Here is an 18,199-nt window from a genome sequence, read left to right on the forward strand (position 1 = left end):
TTCAATGGAGAACAAGCTTCTTGTCCCTGAACAACGAGCATCTCATCATCATCCGTCCTCCAAACAGCAGGAAGAGTGCCCCGTGAAGATCATTGTGCTCGTGAAGCAGGTTCCCGACACCTGGGGCGAACGATCCCTCGATTCAGCGACCGGGGCGCTTGATCGTTCCGCACCCGACAACATCATCGACGAGATCAGTGATCGGTCCCTGGAGGTTGCCCTCCGACACAAAGACGAGACCGGCGCAGAAATCATCGTTCTCACCATGGGCCCCGCCTCCGCCGCGGTCGCGCTGCGCCACTGCCTTGCGATGGGCGCGGATTCGGCGGTTCACGTTTTGGACGACGCCCTCGCCGGTGCCGATGTCACATGGACGTCAAGCGTGCTTGCTGCTGCCATTACCCACGCGGGCTTCGACATGGTGATTGCAGGAAACGAGTCAACCGATGGCCGCGGGGGCGTAATCCCTGCCATGGTTGCAGAGCATTTATCGGTGCCTCACCTGACATCGCTATCCGAGGTCCACATAGCCGCCGATGTCGTCAACGGCTCACGCGAAACCGATTACGGGACCCTCACCGTGACAGCACGGCTTCCTGCCATCGTCTCGGTGACGGAACAATCCCCTGACGCTCGCTTTCCCAGTTTCAAGGGCCTCCTGAAGGCGAAGAAGAAGCCCCTGGCAACCCTCTCCCTCTCCGACCTGAGCATCAACCCGGAAACCTCATTCAGGTCAACCGGCCGATCGACGATAACGACCGTCACGCGTCGCCCCGCACGCACCGCTGGAATCAAGATTGTCGACTCGGGAAATGCCGGCGTCGAACTGGCAGAGTTTCTTGCCGCCGGGCGCTTCGTCTAACCCCGCCAAACCTCGATCAAACATAAGGAATGACACCGTGTCAACTGCACTGACCTTGATTGAAGTGTCTCCGTCGGGAGAGATTCGCGGAAGCGCGAAGATGCTGCTTGCCGCCGCGACGCGACTCGGAACTCCCGTCGCCGTCCTCAGCACCACGCCGGGCGACCACAGCGAACACGTGAAACAGCTTGGCGATCTCGGAGCTCACCATGTCTTCATCGCGGAGTCGACCCAGACCGATTCCCTGTTGGCGACTCCTGCCGTGGAGTCCCTCGCGGCAGCGTTCTCCCACTTCGATACCTCAGCCGCTGTGCTCGTGACGAACTCCGTCGAAGGCCGTGAGATTGCGGGAAGACTCGCGGTCAGAATCGGTGGAGGCCTCACAATCGATGCCATAGACATCGCGCTCGTCAACGACAGAGTGGTTACCCGCAACTCCGTTTTCGGAGGAGCCTTCGACGTCGAGTCGTCCATCCACGGCGGGCCGGCTGTCATAACGCTCCGACAGGGCTCGATCGACGAGGAGGTCACGGCCCACACTCCCGACCTGACCACCATCACCCTGTCCCTCACAGGCGTTGCCGCCGCCACGATCACATCCCGAACGGAAGCACCCACCGATTCGGGCCGGCCCGACCTTCGTGGGGCCGCAACTGTGGTTTCCGGCGGACGCGGTGTCGGTTCGAAGGAAGACTTTCTCCTCGTTGAGCAACTCGCCGACGCTCTCGGTGCAGCCGTGGGGGCCTCACGCGCCGCGGTGGATGCCGGGTACGTCACGCATTCTCTGCAGGTAGGCCAGACCGGAACCATCGTGTCACCCCAGCTCTACATCGCCCTGGGTATCTCCGGCGCAATTCAGCATCTGGCCGGAATGCAAACGGCCAAGGTCATCGTGGCCGTGAACAAAGATCCCGACGCCCCTATCTTCGACTTCACCGACTTCGGCATCGTGGGTGATATCTTCACGGTCATTCCGCAGACCATTGAAGCCCTGCATCGGCTCCGGCATTGAGCTCCTCCCTGAAGGTGCGGGAGCCGGTACGCCGCCGATGGGTCAAGGCCGCCGGGTTAGCGCTGCTAAGTGTCCTTCTTCTCCTCGCCGCAGTTCTCGGTGCCCAGGCCGTGCGCGACGTACCCGAGGTGCGTTCTTTCATGCAGACTTACCCCGGGCATTCCTCCTTACCCGCCAACGCTCCGGTGGGCCTGCCCGTCTGGTTGGGGTGGCAACATTTCTTCAATGCCTTCTTTATCCTGCTGATCATTCGATCGGGATGGCAGGTACGCACCGAGCGTCGCCCCGCGGCCTATTGGACCAGACGCAATTCCGGTATCTTCCGCACGAAATCGGCACCGCTAAGAGTCAGCATCATGCTGTGGCTACACCTCAGCCTGGACTTCCTCTGGATTCTCAACGGTATTGTCTTCATTGTTTTGCTCGTCGTCACCGGCCAATGGATGAGAGTTGTCCCCCTGGGTTGGGACGTCTTTCCGAACGCTGTTTCCGTGGGCATTCAGTATTTATCGCTGAATTGGCCCACTGACAACGGTTGGGTCAATTACAACAGTCTTCAGCTTCTGAGCTACTCGGCGACAATCTTCGTCGCCGCGCCCCTGGCGATCGCAACCGGGCTCCGGATGTCTTCAGCCTGGCCACAGCGTGCCCGAAGAATCAACGCCGTATTCCCCCTGGCGATGGCCAGAGCAGTTCATTTTCCCGTCATGCTCTGGTTCGCTGGGTTCACGATCCTTCACGTGACACTCGTGCTCGCAACAGGTGCGCTGCGCAACCTCAATCACATGTATGCCTCCCAGGACAACACAACATGGTTGGGGTTCTGGATTTTCGCAGGATCACTGGTGGTCATGATTGCGGCTTGGTTCGCAGCGACACCGCTCGTGCTGCGCTCCGTTGCCGCACTGACCGGAACAGTTTCTCGCTAGCGGTAATTTTCCGGGCTTGCCTGGGCGAAGTGACCGATCACGGCGAGCCGGTCGCGGAATGCGTCCGGAGTGCGACGGGTTGGGAACAACAGAGGGACAGGCCGGCCACCACCTCATGAAGGCCGCCGAACCCTGCACAGTTCACGATGCGGCTACCATCCTCGGGCGAACCGCCAGAACGCAGAATCCCACCATCGGAGGGAAGAAACCCAAAGATGCCAGTCAGTTAGCGTCGGCGGTGACGCGGGAGATGCTGTTGAGGCAATTCAGGCCGGCCTCGAAGGCAGCCGTCCCATGCGTCGGGCTTCCGCCTCAGAAGCGGAGTTGCTGTAGCCAAACCTCTGGAGAACTGAAGGTTCTCGTCGCGGCGAGTTCGAGTCCCATTGTGGTCATCAGACACGCTCCAGGATCAAGGCCGAGCCCTGGCCGACGCCCACACACATCGTGGCGAGGCCATGCCGGGCGTTTTCACGTTCCATGCGTCCGAGGAGAGTAACGACGAGTCGCGCCCCACTCGATCCGAGCGGATGCCCGAGGGCTATCGCGCCGCCGTCGCGGTTCACGATCTCCTCGTCAAGGTCGAGGCGCCGGATGCACGCCAGCGATTGGGTGGCGAAGGCCTCGTTCAGCTCGATCGCGCCCAGGTCCTCCACCCGCAGTCCCGTTCGAGCGAGCACCTTCTGGGTAGCCGCAACCGGACCCAGCCCCATGATCTCCGGCGCGAGACCCACGCTGGCACCGAACACGATGCGGGCGCGAGGAATGAGGCCATAACGCTTCACCGCCTCGCCGCTCGCCACCACGACCGCCGAAGCCCCGTCATTGAGCGAACTGGCATTCCCGGCCGTCACGACAGAACCGCCACTGACGATTGGGCGCAGCCCGGCGAGCCCCTCCAGGCTCGTATCCCGGCGCGGGCCCTCATCCACGCGCACCTCGCCGGCCTTCGTCGGCACGCCGACGATCTCGTCCACGAAATGACCGGCATCAATCGCCGCCGCCGCCCGCTGCTGACTGCGAAGGGCGAAGGCATCCGCCTCATCACGGGTGATGCCGTCAATGCGAGCGACCTCCTCCGCCGTTTCCGACATCGAAAACGTGGCCTTATCCCGCGCCGCCAACTTCGGGTTGATGAAACGCCACCCGATGGACGTATCGAACTGCGCACCGGGCTTCGCCCACGCCCGGTCCGGCTTACCCTGAACCCAGGGCGCCCGCGTCATCGATTCCACACCGCCGGCCACCATCACGTCGGCATCGCCGGCGCGAATGGCCTGCGCCGCCATCGTGATCGCCGACAAACCCGACGCACACAGGCGATTGACCGTGATCCCCGGCACGTGATCGGGCAGACCGGCCAGGAGAGCCGCCATCCGCGCCACATTACGGTTGTCCTCCCCGGCCTGCGTGGCAGCGCCGAAAATGATGTCGTCAATCAGGGCCGGATCGATCCCGGCACGACGCACCGCTTCCGCCACCACGATCGCCGCGAGGTCATCCGGACGCACCCCCGCCAGCACCCCACCATAACGACCGACGGGAGTTCGTGCTCCTCCAACGAGGTAGGCCTCTGCCATGTCCTCTCCTGACGACGATGTAATTATGGGTCTGTGCCGTGGCACTCTGTTTGACTCGGCTGAGAATATCAGCGTGTGTCAGCAAGCTGACGGGATGGTTCTCGGTCCGAATCTCAACGGCCGGACCGTTCGCTCGTCAGGCCGAGAGATAGGCGTTCTCAATGTCTTCAATGCGGTTCTTCGCCTCGGCAATCGGAAGGTCTAGTTCGACTCGCCCGCGCCTCATGACGTAGACGTGGTCAACGTAGTCGAGTGCCTTCCGAACGTGTTGTTCAACGAGGAGAACACCCAACCCTGTCTCAGACGCCGCAGTGCGCAACGCCTTGAAGAGGCGTGTCACGACGAGCGGGGCGAGACCGAGTGACAGTTCGTCGGCCAGAATCAGGTTGGGTCCTCGCACCATGGCCCGACCGAGCGAGAGCATCTGCTGCTCGCCTCCCGAGATGAGTCCGGCCTTAATGCGCAAACGTTTCTCAAGTTCTGGGAAAAGCGCGAGCACGGTGGGAATGTCTACACCGCCGACTCGGAGGTTTTCCTCAACGGTCAGCCCCTTGAAAACGGACCGTTCTTCCGTGACATACGAGAGCCCATTGCGTGCACGCTGGTACAAAGGGGCTGTGGTTGCGCTGCCGTTGATCGCCACACTTCCCGCCAGGACGCCGATGGCCCCGCTGATGGCCTTGAGCGTGGTTGACTTTCCCGCGCCATTTGCCCCGAAGAGAGCGGTGACGGTTCCCGATTCAACGGTCAGGTTGATGTTTTCCACAACGGGTTGGGTGCCGTATCCAGCGCTCATCCCGATAACGTCAAGTGCGCTCATCGATTCATTCCTTCCGTGATTTCTTCCGACGAGGGAGCTCCGAGGTAGGCCTCGAGAACAAGGCTGTCCCCGCGAACTTCAGCGGGGCTTCCTTCGGCGATCTTCTTTCCGAAGTCGACGACAACGATCTCGTCGCACAGACCCATGACGAAGTTCATGTCATGCTCCACGAGCAGGACTCCTATGCCCCAGTTCTTTGCAAGTTTTCGAACCATTTCTGCGAGCTCCGCCGATTCGACATCGCCCAATCCGGCTGCGGGCTCGTCCAGCAGCAAAATGCTGGGTTCGATGGCAACAGCGCGGGCGAGAGCGACAAGTCGACGCTTGCCGTAGGGCAGGTTCTCAACCACCGTGTCGAGTTCATCAGCGAGGTCGAACTCACGGATCGCTTCGATTGTGGCCGGGGAGAGTCGCGGTTTGCTCGGCCGAAAAATCTCCAGGAAGTATGAACCCGACTCGAATGGATCGGCAGCCGTAAGCAGATTGTCGAGAACGGTACAGTCTTCGAAAAGCTCAAGAGACTGGAATGAACGGCTGACTCCGGCCCGTGCTCGACGCATGGCCGAGAGATCATTCATCTTGACTCCATCGAGGATGACATCGCCCTCGGTCTGCGGGGCGAAACCGGTGATCGCATCGATGATGGAGGTCTTTCCAGCACCGTTGGGCCCGATCAGGCCGAGAACCTGGCCAGGGCGGACCGTCAGGGTCACGCCTTCCACGGCGACCGTTCCGCCGTATCGAACGGTCAGGTTCCTGACTTCCAATACCTTCTGGCTGACGCGCACCGGAGCTGCGTTGGGAACCATCAGCTCCTTGGAGGAATGCGCCTTGGCATCACGGGCCAGCTTGGGCAGAAGTCCCTTGAACAGAGTCGACATTTCCTTGGCAACACCGTTCTGGTTCTGGATCACGAAGAAGATGATCAGCACACCGCTCACGAGAGGCAGGAACGTGCTGAACTCTCCCGGGATTGCGTTCAGGAGAGCGGCACCAATGGATCCCGGAGCCAGCGTTGCACCAAAGAGCGGGCCGAGGAGGAATCCGATTCCGCCGATCATCGCCCAGCCCACAGCCGAAATCGAGTTGAAGCTCGTGAAGGTCGAACCGAAGACGATCGATTCGCTGCGGAACGCGAGGATGATACCGCCGCACGCCGCTATGCCGGCAGCGACACCGAAGGCGTACAGCTTGGCTGACGTGATGCTGATTCCGAGTGCGGCGGCGGCTCGTTCATTCGTTCGCACCGCAATGAGCTTGCGGCCGCTTCGGCCGCGACGGATGTTGCCCACGACCAGGGTCATCAGGAGCAGGAGCCCCAAGGCCACGAGTCCATATCGCTCGGGATGAACGATGGCGCTGATGTTGAGGCCGAAAAGCAGGGGTTGCCCGATTTGGGTCCCGAAGAAGCCGCCCGTCAAGAAGTCGCTGTTGAAGACCATGAACTCGAGAGTCGTGCCCAACCCGAGAGTGACAACGGCCAGGGTGATCCCCCGGGTTCGCACCGCGGGGAGCGCGATGAGAATCCCGACCGGAATGGTGGCCAAGATGCCGGAGATGAGAGCCACTTCGAAGGAGACATGCCAAATGGAAACCATTCGACCGGCGATGAATGCGCCAAAACCTGCCATCGCAAATTGGGCCAGCGAAATCTGTCCGGCATAGCCGGTAAGAAGCACGATGGACAGCGTTATCATGGCCGCGGCAATGGTGATGGTCAAGGCATCCTGCCAGCGAGGCGGAACGGCGATGATCAGGATTGCGGCAGCAACGAGAACAGGAACGACGATTCTCCAGCGGATGCGTCCCGATCCAACCAGGGGAAGCTTCTGGAAGATGTAATCGCGGAGCGGAAGAGACTTGCCCCGCACCAGCAGGATGATAACGATGGCGACAAGGGGAAGCGAGTCCGCCAGCCCCGGGATGTCTGCTGAGAAGCGTCCCACAGCGGTCTGCATCATGCCGATGACGAGCCCTGCCACCAGTGCGATCGGGAACGAACGGAAGCCGGCAATCAGCGCCGTTGCCATGGCCGCAAGTACAAGGTTCGTCATCACCGAGACCTGAAGGGTGATGATGGGCGAAACGAGGATTGCGGCAAGACCGGCCAGTGCGGAACCAACGGCCCAGTTGATCATGGCGATGCGATCAGACGACCAGCCCAGGGTCGAGGCCGCCAATTCATTTTCAGCCACCGCTGAGGTGCCGAGTCCGAATCGTGAGTATTTGTAGACAGCCCAGAGGATGACCGTCAAGACCACGGCGATGACGACCATGATGAGTCGGTCCCAAGGAAGGACTATCGATCCGGATAGGGGAATGACGCCTTGGGGCAACTCGGGCGTCACGAATGTCGTTCGGCCGCCGTATTTCAAGACTGCGAGGGACTGCAGGGTGAGCAGGATCCCGAGGGTCGCCACGATTCGCGCCAGCGGCGAGGCGTTCTTGAGCCGGCGCATGATGACGACCTGCACGAGAACACCGACAATTCCCGAAGCGGCGATGCCGATCAATGCCGATACCAGGAAGGGAAGCTCGAACGTCGTGCGAGCCTCGTAATAGACGTAGGCCCCGAGCATGCCGACGGCACCCTGCGCAAAATTGAGAACACCCGAACCTCGGTAGATGAGAACAAGACCTTGCGAGGCAAGTGAGTACATTGCACCCAGGCCAAGGCCGATCAGTGCAAACCGCAGAACTTCTTCCATCAGGTCCTTCTTCCATCAAATTCAGATTCAACAAAAGGCCGGAAGGGCATGAAGCTCCTTTCGATCCTCATTGATCGGGGTTGGACAGGGGGTCAACGCTCGACCTGCTGCACGATCCCACAGGCTACTTGATATTTCTACCAATCGTATGGTGGAAAGTCAACTATTGTTTCTACTCGATCACGCCGGGATTCTCTGGCTGGCGTCCCTCCGGAAACAAACAGTAATTCAAACAAACGCTTGACAGATTTATCTCGCCTTTGCGACACTTATCGAGAGCTCACAGACCCGTCGTTTCCGCGCAAGCGGTCGAAGCGCAACAGGGCAAATGTGATCATGACGCAGCGAGGCGTTGCTATGAAATGGAGAACACAAGGACTATGAAATCGCAGCTGGTTGAAAAAGGTGACTATGCCGTTGGAGTCGACGTCGGGGGGACCCATACCGACCTCGTCCTCTCGGGGCCCAATGGTCTCGTACGCAGTAAGTCGTTCACGACACATGGTGATTACAGTGTCGGCATCTTCAATGCGCTTGAGCTTGCAGCGAACCAGCTCGGCCAGGAACGCGATGAAGTTCTGGCCCAATGCCATGCGTTCATCAACGGTTCAACTATTGTCACCAACGCCATCACCGAGTTGCGTGGTGCCAAAGTAGGCGTGCTCATCACACGCGGATTCAAGGACACGTTTCGTCTGGCCAGCGGCGCCCGCCGCGTTGAATACGACGACCATCTCCAGACTCCCCCGCCGGACGTCGTTGCGCGGGACTGCATTGAAGAAATAAGTGAACGCGTGATGAGCAATGGCGAGATCGCCGTTCCCCTCGATGAAGTCGAAGTCCGTGCCGCCGTCCGTCGTCTTCGCGACAATGGTGTTGAAGCCATTGCAATTTGCTACCTGTGGTCGTTCAGCGACGGCACGAACGAGAAGCGAACCCGCGAGATTGTTCTCGAAGAGATCCCCGGAATTTTCATCACCCTCTCTTCTGAGGTTCACCCCGTCGTCGGCGAGTATCCGCGATTCATGACCGCGGTTTTCAACTGCCTGTCACACCGGGCAACGACACGATATGTCGAAGGCCTGCAGACACAGCTCGGCAATGCGGGTTTCACCGGCACCCTCACCTTCTTTCAGGGAATCGGTGGATCCGTCGGCGCCGAGGCCGTTCAGGCCAAGCCTGTCACCCTGATGCAATCCGGCCCGGCGGGCGGCGTGATGGGGGCCCGGCACGCTGCCGCCCGACTCGGACTGACGAATATCTTCGTCGGTGACATGGGTGGAACGAGTTTCGACACGGCGGTTCTCCCCAACCTCGAGCCGTCCATCGCCAAGCAGGCAACATTCGGACCGTTTCACACCGGAATCAACATGTTGGACATCGTCTCAGTCGGCGCCGGCGGCGGCAGCGTGGCATGGCTCGACGGACGAGGCGTTCCCCAGGTGGGCCCGCACAGCGCGGGTTCCGAGCCCGGCCCCGCCTGCTACGGACGCGGCGGAACAGAACCGACGGTTACCGATGCGAACGTCATCCTGGGGTTGATCGATCCAGGAAACTACCTCAATGGTCGCCACCAGCTCAGCGTTGCGGATGCGTCAGCAGCTGTGAAGAACCGAATTGGGGATCCGCTGGGCTGGGATGTCAAGCAAGCCGCAGCAGGCATCTATGACCTTGCCGTCATCGAAATGGCCAATGCACTGCGTGTGGTCAGCATCGAACGAGGCCATCACCCTCGTGATTTCACGTTCTTCTCGTACGGGGGAGGGCTCGGCTTGTTTGCCGTGGAAATCTGCCGCCGATTGGGCTGCCCGAGTATCGTCATCCCCGATAATTCCTCGGCGTTTTCCGCGTATGGCGTTCTGATCGCGGACTACGTGCGTCAGTACGAGCAAACAGTCAACTGGGATCTCAGCGACCCAAGCCAGGCCGATCGGATTAACGAAGCCATGGCGGTCATGCTCAGCCAGGCCAAGCACGACGCTGGTCTCGAGGGGATTGCTCCAGAGGATCTCTCGGTTGAACGAAGCGGTGATTTCCGTTTCCTCGGACAGACATATGAAGTCACCGTTCCTTTGCAGGACGTGGATTTCGTTCCAGCCGACGCTGCTCGCCTCGCGGAGGATTTCCCTCGCGTCTACGAGCGCAACTACGGCGAAGGAACGGCATGGAAGGGCTCACCTGTTGTTCTCATGACCCTCTCGACCCGGGTCATCCACCACCGCCCGAAGCCGACTGAGCGTCAGCAGGCGGTTGTCGTCGGAGCCCCCACGCCGCAGCCTGTCGGAGAACGCTCCGTCTTCCTGCCCAGCGAGCGACGCGACGCAGTGCTCCCCATCTACGCCGAAGCAGACCTCATCCCCGGCGCCGTGGTCAACGGCCCCTGCATCGTTGACGTCGGAGATACGACAATCTACGTACCCGAAGGCTCCGAATGTGGCCGTGACCAGTACTTCAATTTCACGCTCACCGCGTAAAGAACCAGAGAGAAGACAGTCATGAATTCTGCAAAGACGCAGGGAACCCTCGAATACGATCTAATCGATGTCGAGGTTCACCAGAAGTCGATTCGCAACATTGCCAACGAAATGGCCATCACCCTGATGCGGACATCGGGTTCCCCGGTCGTCACCGACGCCAAAGACTTCAGCACCTGCATCCTGGATGCAAACGGTGAGCAGCTCGCGTTCTCGGGATTCGTCTCGTTCCACGTCAGCACCGCTCTCCTGGGCGTTCAGGCCGTTATGCGTCGAGTCGACCCCGCCAACCTTCGGCCCGGTGACGCCTTCGCCTGCAACGACCCGCACACCTCCGGCGCCGTGCACCAGGGCGACGTGGGTATCGTTATGCCCTTCTTCTTCGAGGACAAGCTCGTGGCCTGGGGCTATGTGAACGAACACGTCCTCGACATCGGCGGTTCTGCCATTTCCGGTTTCGCGCTGGGTGCCGTGGACTCCTTCTCGGAATCCCTCGCGTTCCCCGGAACGCGAATTGCTCGTGATGGCGCCATCGATCCTGAATGGGAAGGTTTCATCGCTAATAACGTACGCATGGCGGGAACAGTCCTCAACGACATTCGCAGCATGATCGCCGCCAACAACGCCGGCCAACGCCGTCTCGAAGCGACATTGGCTGAAATCGGCCTTGACCGCTTCACAACGTTGAACGAAGAGAGCAAGCGGCTCTCTGAGATCGGCCTGCGTGCCATCATCAAGTCAATGCCGGACGGCACGTATGACAGCAGCGACTGGGTCGAATTCGACGCCCGCGGCATTGAAGAACTCCACGAGATTCACTGCCGCCTCATCGTGGAAGATGATGAGATAACACTGCAATTCCGCGGTGGACCTCAGACGGATTCATTCGTCAACGGTGTCGAACCGTCGGTTCTCGGCCAGTCCTGGACGACGATCTTGGCGCAGCTGGCCTATGACATCCCCATCAATGCCGGAATTTGGCGTCCGGTCCACTTCGATCTGGGACCCAAGGGTTCCATTGTCAACGCGGTGGCCCCGGCTCCCGTCACGATGTCACACATCCAGACGGGAATGCGCGTCAACAAGTTGCTCATCGATGTGTTCTCCCAGGCCTGCTCCTTCAGCAAGAATCCCGTCATCGGCGCTCGTGTTGCCGGACAGCCTGCCCAGAATCAAACCTATTTCACCGCCTTCGGCGTTGATCGCCGGACAGGGAACCCCACTGTTTCGTTCTCGATGTCCGTGGGTATGTCCTCGGGCGGAGCGGGACAAAGCGTTGGCGACGGCATGGAAATCTATGCCGCACAGGCGATGGCCGGGTGCGACATGCCCGACGTTGAGGCTGAAGAGATGAGCCAGCCCGGAATGATCCTCTGGCGCCGCGTGGAGCCCGACACCGGTGGTGCCGGAGTGTTCCGAGGTGGCAACGGCGTCAACACCTGTCTCGCCATCCTGCACTGCGACCGGATGAATGCCGGCGCCTACACGAACAGCGCCTATGTTCCTCCTCGTGGCGTTGCCGGCGGATTCGCCGGTTCGGCCGGCACGTGGAAGCTTCTTCGCGACACGAACATTCTTGATCTCCTGGAGACGGGAACCTACCCCACTGAAGAATCGCTTCAGGGACACTCCATCCCCGGCCCCACGCAATCCGCGTCGCTCACGCTCAACCGAGGTGACGTCTACACCGTTATCCACGGCGGCGGCGGCGGTGCCGGTGACCCGCTCCTGCGGGAAACGCACCGTGTGAGTGCGGACGTCTCCGACGGCTACGTCTCCGCTGGAGTCGCCCACGATGTCTATGGTGTCGAGCTCGCCGAAAATGGCAGCGTTGATGAGCTCGGAACCATGGCTCTTCGTGAGTCAATCCGTGAAGCGCGAATCGGCGGCAAAGTGAAGCGCCCGATCCTGAGCAACGCGACGGCCTTCGCGCCTCTGGGTATCGTCAATGAGCGCTGGGCCTGCAACATGTGCGGCGAGGACCTAGGCGCCAGTACGGGCAACTGGCGCACCCAGGCGGTGACGAAGGAACAAGAGATTTCCGGCCGTTTCGCGGAGCTCAAGTCGAACGTTCGCAAGCGTGTGCAGTTCGAAGAGGTTGTTCTTCGCGAAAACAGCTGCCCGGGCTGCGCAAGTTCGCTCGTGGTCGACGTCACCCTGGACGGGCACCCCTTGGTTCAGTCCAGTCGTCCCGGTATCTTCGAGCGGTTCCCCGCGGAAGCGTAAAGAACCACACACCACGCACTACAGCCCCGGACCTGAAGGTCCGGGGCTGTAGTGCGTTCGGCCCGCGCGGGGTGTCCGGTTCACGAGCGGAAGCCGGATCAGAACCGGCTTGCGACAACACCCCGATGGGCTGCCATGTTCGCGATCGCGGAGACACGCAGGCGCGCCAAACGACCGCGCCGAGCAGCGAAAGCAGCCAGAGCAGCGGTCGTTCGTCTAGAGAATGGCGAGTGCGTTTGCCGTTGAGCTCGCTCCCCCGGTCAGGGGAAGCGGTGCGGCGGAAAAGAGGAAGTTGTATGCGTTGAGCTCGAAACACCTGTCAGCGAGGGCATCCAGATCGAGGAGCTCTGCCAAGGCGAAGCCCAGCCCGGGGATCAGTCGCCGGTGAAGCGAGCCATTGCGAGGATCGCCAGGAGCGCTCTCCACAGCCGGGTTGTCCGATGCGACGGCAGCAACCTTGTTGTCCCAGAGGAATCGCGCCATTGCCTCGGTGGACGCTATTCCGGCAAACTGGTCCCCGACGCGGGAGACATCTCCGTCGGTGGAAGCTCGACGTCGATATTCACCCATCCACCCGGTGCGAACACAGAGGATATCTCCGGGCTGCAGATGCTGTCCTTGCCAGGCGATGATGTCGGCGATTTCAGACGCTTCAACGGCGTCCTCCACGAACGGGTCCCACGCGATATTCTGCGCGGCCCGATACCGAACGACGTCGACGAGCAATCCGCGGCCAACGATGCCGTGCTGGGCCCAGTGGTGCATTCCCAGTGTTGTTCGGGCTTCGTCGCCGTCGGTGATGCCACCGTAGAATCCGAATTCTCGGGCCCGGATGTGGGTTAGGCCGTCCCATTGTGATGCGGACTGAGGATTGAAATCGTTCAAGGTGTCTTCGAACGTGTTCTTCCCGGTCTCCGTCACGAGATGCCCCAGGCTGGGGCGGCCGAAGAGGGGCGGTGCGAAGTCGTCGAAGGGAACATTGAGAGAAATCGTCTCCCCCGTACGGACGGCATGGCTGGCCTCGAGCGTCGCCGCCGGGCTCAGAAACGCGAGCGTTCCCAACGAAACGGGAAGGACCCCCCACGAGTGCTTGATGCCGATGGTGCCGATTTCAGGGAGGTCATCGAATGCGGGAATCATGGGATCCGTTCTTGGCTAGAATTTCATTTCGCCGGAGTTGAAGTGAGCGATGGCGCCCTTGAGGCCACGTTCCTTGATCAGGTTCTGCAGGAGCTGAACCTCGGGCGTGAGATGGAGGAGCGCATCTGTTTCGGCGCCCATCCGCCCGATCGTGACGAGACCCTGAAGTTCGGAAACCCGATTAATGGCCTCCTTCTTGAGCTTCAGAATCGCCGTCGGCGTGCGAGCGATGGAGACCGCGAGCGCTCGCACGTGTTCATCCAAAGCATCCGCAGGGACCGCTTCCGTGGCCCAGCCCCATTCGACAGCCGTCACACCGCTGATGCGATGGCCGGCGTCGAAGCTCATGAGCTTTGCGCGCTTGGGACCGACGATGGTGGCCCACAACGGGGAGATGAACCCACCCCCGATGGGAACAGCCGGGGAAGCGGCGATGACGGCATCTTCAGCCACGATGGTGATGTCGGAGAACACACAGAGCTGCGTCGCTCCGGCCATGCAGAAGCCGTGAACGGAGGTAATGACAGGAAGCGGGTGGCGCCACACTTTCAGAAACAGATCGATGTTCGCGAGCTGACGGTCACGGTCTTCAACCGGGCTTCGCTCGTGCGCGTAGCCGATTTCATTAGAGTCCGAACCGACGTCGTAGCCCGCCGAAAATGCTCGGCCGCTGCCCCTGAGGACGATGACCCTGCTGTCTGACGTTGCCAGGAAATCCAACGCGTGGCCTAGTTCTTCCAAGAGCTGATCATTCAGGGCATTGAGCCGATCAGGCCGGTTGAACGTGATCCAGGCGACGTTGTCTTCCTCGAGGAGGGTGATGGCTTCGTAGTCTGCGGTCATGGCCTTACTTGCTTCCGATCAATTTGCTGAGGTGAACGCTGAAGTCAGGAGATGACACCGAGAAGGCTGTGGCCGTGCTCTTCTCTCCGACCAAGTCCACGATGTTCTCGACGATCCTGTTTGCACTCCGGCGAGGGTCCTTGCGCACAGGTCCCGCCGCGAGGGTCTTGTTCACCTCATCTTCGGAGTTCATGTAGCGAAGCAGCAGCTCCTCGTCCGAGATCCCGGCGGCAAAGCGCGAACGAATCTCCTTCAGGCTGGGCTCGGGGCGCTCCCACTGGGCAATTTGCTTGGCGCGCGCACTGGAGAGAACGCGGTCGCGCACGTTCTGGTTCACGGTGCCGTGGATGGGCCCATAGTGACCGAGAAGGTAGTGGATGACCTCGTCAGGAACCAGGCTGTAGGGGTCGCCCGTAACAATATTGAGCACCGCTTGTATTCCGACGAACTGGGAGAACGGAGTAGCCATGATCGGTTCGCCGAAATCCAAACGAACCTGAGGGATCGCGTTCAGGACCTCATTCAGCCGGTGAGCCATCCCATGCTTGCCGAGCTGGTTGATGAGCGTGCCCGTCATGCCACCGGGAAGCTGGTGATCGTAGATCCGGGGGTCGAACTCGGCAGGCACTCCAAGTAAGTGGTTTCCGGCCTTGGCTGCTCGAATGAAATTCTCGGCAACGGGCGCAAACATGTTCCGGTCGAGCGAATGGGTGTGGCCCATGTATTCGACGATGTCGACCATGCTCTCCGTCGACGGAAGAGATGCCCCATTGGCGAGAGGGCGTGACGCGGTGTGGATACGGTTAAAACCGCTCTCAATCCCCACCATGTAGTTGTGCTGGGCCATCCCGGCGTTGTTATGGCAGTGAAGCTCAAGAGGCATATCGCCAGCCGCCGCGCGGATTGCCGGTAACAGGGTCTTTGCGCGTTCCGGTTTCAGAATGCCGGGCGCATCCTCTACATAGATGGAACGCACTCCTGCCCACGATGCCATTTCCTTTGCTTGGGCGGCGAAGAACGCGTCGTCGTGAATCGAGGTCAAGCCGTACATGATCGACGGGAGCGCCTCCCCGCCAGCCGCGGCAATCACATCGACCAAGCGCTTCATCACCGGGAGGTCGAAGGCACAGTCGTAAATCCAAAAATTCTCAACGCCGTGCTTGATCAGCGTTTGGACCCACAGGTCGATGATCGATTCAGGGGCGCGGGCGAATCCCATCACGCTGTGGGTGCGCATTCCGCAGCGCGTTTTGTTGCCCGGCAGGCCCTTGACGAGGAAGTCCATCGTGTCCCATGGATCGTCGTTGAACTCCCGAACGAGGACGGTGAAGACACCTGGGCCCGTCAGATCAATGGTCTCGAATCCCGTCTTGGCCAGGTACGGCAGGGCATCTGCGGCATCGTAGGCACGCATCCGCAATCCCCAGAGGCTCTGAGTTCCATCGCGCAGGGTCTGGTCTACAAATTCGACATTCATGCTATTTCCTTCGAAGCGTCGGGGCATGCACACATAGTGAGCGGTGACAAGGGAACGTGCTTAGGCTGCGGGCCGGGCCGGAAGAAATGATTCTTCGAGCCATTTGGTGGTGATGGGTTGGGTGCGGAAAGTCTCGTTACGCATAATGTCGAGCTGAAGGTCGATTGTCGTGTCGACGCCGCGAACGGTCGCTTTGGCCAGCGCGCGGGCCATCAGGTCTACTGCCTGCTGTCGGTCGGTCGCATGAACGATTATCTTCGCGATCAGCGAGTCATAGTAAGGGGGTACGTGAGCTCCGTTGTGTGCGTAGGTATCCACGCGAATGCCCGTGCCCTGAGGCATCGTCCACTCCTCGATCAGGCCGGGGTTGGGCAGAAAATTATTGCGAGAATTCTCGGCGTTAATCCGGCACTCGATGGCATGCCCTGTAATAGAAACATCCTCTTGCGAAAACGACAGGGGCAAGCCTTGGGCGATACGAATCTGTTCGCGCACGATGTCGATTCCCGATACTGCCTCAGTGACGGGATGCTCAACCTGAACTCGGGCATTCACCTCCAGAAAGACGAAGGCGTTTCTTTCTACGTCAACCAGGAACTCGGCTGTTGCTGCCCCGACATAGTTGAGGGCTGTCGCCAGGTCAACTGCAGCCTGCCTGATCCGGATGATGAGGTCATCCGGAAGACCGACACTGGGTGCCTCCTCGATGATCTTCTGGTATCGACGCTGCGCTGAGCAGTCACGTTCGCCGAGGTGGCAGACGGTCCCCTGGGAGTCGGCGAGGATCTGAATCTCAATGTGTCGAGCCTTCTCGATGTAGGGCTCGAGATAGAGGGTTCCGTCACCGAAGGCACGCAGTGCCTCGGTGCTCGACCGGACAAAACCCTGGCTGAGGTCATCGGGATTCCTCACGACCGTCATTCCACGTCCACCACCGCCGGCCGACGCTTTGAGCAGGAGAGGGTATGCGTTCAAGTGCTCGGCCGTCCGGATCGCGTCTTCGACGCTGGTCAGCCCCGGAGATCCCTTGCCCGTGGGAATACCAATGGACTCCGCCACCGCGCGTGCCTGAAGCTTGTCGCCCGCGCGACGCATGACCTCAGCCGGAGGCCCGATGAACGTGATCCCGTTTTCTTCACAGGCGTCAACAAGAGTCGGCCGCTCGGAAAGAAACCCATAGCCAGGGTGGAGTGCATCGCAGTTCGCGTGACGCGCCGCTGCCACGACCCGTTCAACGGAGAGGTAGCTTTCCCCCGCTGCTGCCGGCCCGATGACGACGATTCGATCTGCGAGTTTGGCCCCGAGCGAATCAACGTCGGCGGCCGAGACGGCGAGGACACTCTCGATATTTTCGTCGAAGCAAGCCTTGATGATACGAACGGCGATTTCACCGCGATTGGCAATCAGAATGCTGCGCACGGGGTCAGTTCGCGGTGACGTCAACGCTGAACAGGGGTGTTCCATATTCAACGGTCGCCCCGTTTTCGGCATGCACAGCCGTCACGATCCCGGTAACCGTGGAGGCAACGTTGTTCATCAGCTTCATGATTTCAACGATGCACACCGTGTCCCCGACCTCAACGCGCTGACCGACCTCAATGAAGGGAGTGGCGCCGGGTTCGGGGGAACGCCACAGAACCCCAATGCTGGGTGCCGTGATGGCGAAGTCCGTGGCATTGGCCGGAGCGTGTGCCGTTGCTGCCGGCGAGGACGGAATCGGAGCGGAAACCGCCACTGCGGGGGCCGCAACAGGGGCGACGACCGGCTCCGCGACCGGTGCAGGAGTCGTCATCGCGGTTGATCCGCCGGGAAGGTGGGCGCCGTTACGAGCAACGGAAATCTTTACGTCGCCGACGCTCACGACGGCCTCATCCCAGTCCGATTCGTGCAGGGCTGCGACGATGCTATTGATATCAGCGGACGAAAGACTCACTGTGGGCTCCTTTGCCATTCTCGGTCTGCCGGATTAAGACCGACGTGCTTGAATCAAACAATCGGTTGGCAGTTTTAGTATATGGTCACCAGAACAAGGCGGTCAAGCATTGTTGTCTATACGAAGTTCGACATACTGATTCTGGTTTATCGAACAGACGTATGGTTGACTAGCTCAAGACCCAGCCAAGAACACGAA

13 protein-coding genes are annotated in these 18,199 nt (G+C 60.4%); 5 read left to right on the plus strand and 8 right to left on the minus strand.

The features are described 5' to 3' along the window. Positions 1-82 precede the first annotated feature (82 nt). The 3 genes from CXY80_RS14875 to CXY80_RS14885 are packed head-to-tail and all read left to right on the plus strand — an operon-like array spanning position 83 to position 2,803. On the plus strand, positions 83-862 hold the full coding sequence (locus CXY80_RS14875; RefSeq protein ID WP_092448054.1) for an electron transfer flavoprotein subunit beta/FixA family protein: 780 nt from the start codon (positions 83-85) through the stop codon (positions 860-862). A gap of 37 nt (positions 863-899) precedes the next feature. After that, on the plus strand, positions 900-1,874 hold the full coding sequence (locus CXY80_RS14880; RefSeq protein WP_233195406.1) for an electron transfer flavoprotein subunit alpha/FixB family protein: 975 nt from the start codon (positions 900-902) through the stop codon (positions 1,872-1,874). Further along, entirely contained in the window at positions 1,871-2,803 is a 933-nt protein-coding gene (locus CXY80_RS14885) for a hypothetical protein (protein WP_104132951.1), read from the plus strand. Before CXY80_RS14880 ends, CXY80_RS14885 begins: the two co-directional genes overlap by 4 nt. Positions 2,804-3,195: 392 nt before the next feature. Here CXY80_RS14885 and CXY80_RS14890 read toward each other — a convergent pair whose 3' ends face one another. The 3 genes from CXY80_RS14890 to CXY80_RS14900 all read right to left on the minus strand — a co-directional run bounded on the left by CXY80_RS14890 (position 3,196) and on the right by CXY80_RS14900 (position 7,908). Continuing rightward, a complete protein-coding gene (locus CXY80_RS14890) occupies positions 3,196-4,380 on the minus strand; it encodes an acetyl-CoA C-acyltransferase (protein ID WP_104132952.1) in 1,185 nt (394 codons plus the stop codon). 136 nt (positions 4,381-4,516) lie between these two features. Beyond that, positions 4,517-5,200 carry an ABC transporter ATP-binding protein gene (locus tag CXY80_RS14895; protein ID WP_092448050.1) on the minus strand — a complete coding sequence of 228 codons (684 nt, stop codon included), beginning with the start codon at positions 5,198-5,200 and terminating at the stop codon, positions 4,517-4,519. Next, on the minus strand, positions 5,197-7,908 hold the full coding sequence (locus tag CXY80_RS14900) for a branched-chain amino acid ABC transporter permease/ATP-binding protein (RefSeq protein ID WP_104132953.1): 2,712 nt from the start codon (positions 7,906-7,908) through the stop codon (positions 5,197-5,199). The genes CXY80_RS14895 and CXY80_RS14900 overlap by 4 nt, the downstream gene beginning before the upstream one ends. Positions 7,909-8,288: 380 nt before the next feature. On the opposite strand from CXY80_RS14900, the gene CXY80_RS14905 reads away from it, so the two are divergent. Together CXY80_RS14905 and CXY80_RS14910 are read left to right on the plus strand one after the other, a co-directional pair. Next, a complete protein-coding gene (locus tag CXY80_RS14905) occupies positions 8,289-10,382 on the plus strand; it encodes a hydantoinase/oxoprolinase family protein (protein ID WP_158251672.1) in 2,094 nt (697 codons plus the stop codon). 21 nt (positions 10,383-10,403) lie between these two features. Further along, positions 10,404-12,608 (plus strand): hydantoinase B/oxoprolinase family protein, encoded by a 2,205-nt coding sequence (locus CXY80_RS14910; RefSeq protein WP_092448047.1) that lies wholly within the window; start codon positions 10,404-10,406, stop codon positions 12,606-12,608. A 216-nt stretch (positions 12,609-12,824) separates the two neighbouring features. Here CXY80_RS14910 and CXY80_RS14915 read toward each other — a convergent pair whose 3' ends face one another. Genes CXY80_RS14915 through accB form a run of 5 tightly spaced genes read right to left on the minus strand, consistent with a single transcriptional unit; the run spans position 12,825 to position 18,001 of the window. Then, positions 12,825-13,748, minus strand: a complete 924-nt coding sequence (locus tag CXY80_RS14915; protein ID WP_092448046.1) for a cyclase family protein — start codon at positions 13,746-13,748, stop codon at positions 12,825-12,827. 15 nt (positions 13,749-13,763) lie between these two features. After that, positions 13,764-14,591, minus strand: coding sequence for an enoyl-CoA hydratase-related protein (locus CXY80_RS14920; protein ID WP_092448045.1), 828 nt, complete (start codon positions 14,589-14,591; stop codon positions 13,764-13,766). A gap of 4 nt (positions 14,592-14,595) precedes the next feature. Further along, on the minus strand, positions 14,596-16,068 hold the full coding sequence (locus CXY80_RS14925) for a carboxyltransferase (RefSeq protein ID WP_104132954.1): 1,473 nt from the start codon (positions 16,066-16,068) through the stop codon (positions 14,596-14,598). A 60-nt stretch (positions 16,069-16,128) separates the two neighbouring features. Beyond that, positions 16,129-17,487 (minus strand): acetyl/propionyl/methylcrotonyl-CoA carboxylase subunit alpha, encoded by a 1,359-nt coding sequence (locus CXY80_RS14930; RefSeq protein WP_092448043.1) that lies wholly within the window; start codon positions 17,485-17,487, stop codon positions 16,129-16,131. A 4-nt stretch (positions 17,488-17,491) separates the two neighbouring features. After that, positions 17,492-18,001: an acetyl-CoA carboxylase biotin carboxyl carrier protein gene (gene accB / locus CXY80_RS14935; protein ID WP_158251673.1), complete on the minus strand. Its 510-nt coding sequence runs from the start codon at positions 17,999-18,001 to the stop codon at positions 17,492-17,494. Between the last annotated feature and the right edge of the window lie 198 nt (positions 18,002-18,199).

Source organism: Cryobacterium sp. M91 (genome assembly GCF_002929615.1).
Lineage (GTDB): Bacteria > Actinomycetota > Actinomycetes > Actinomycetales > Microbacteriaceae > Cryobacterium > Cryobacterium levicorallinum.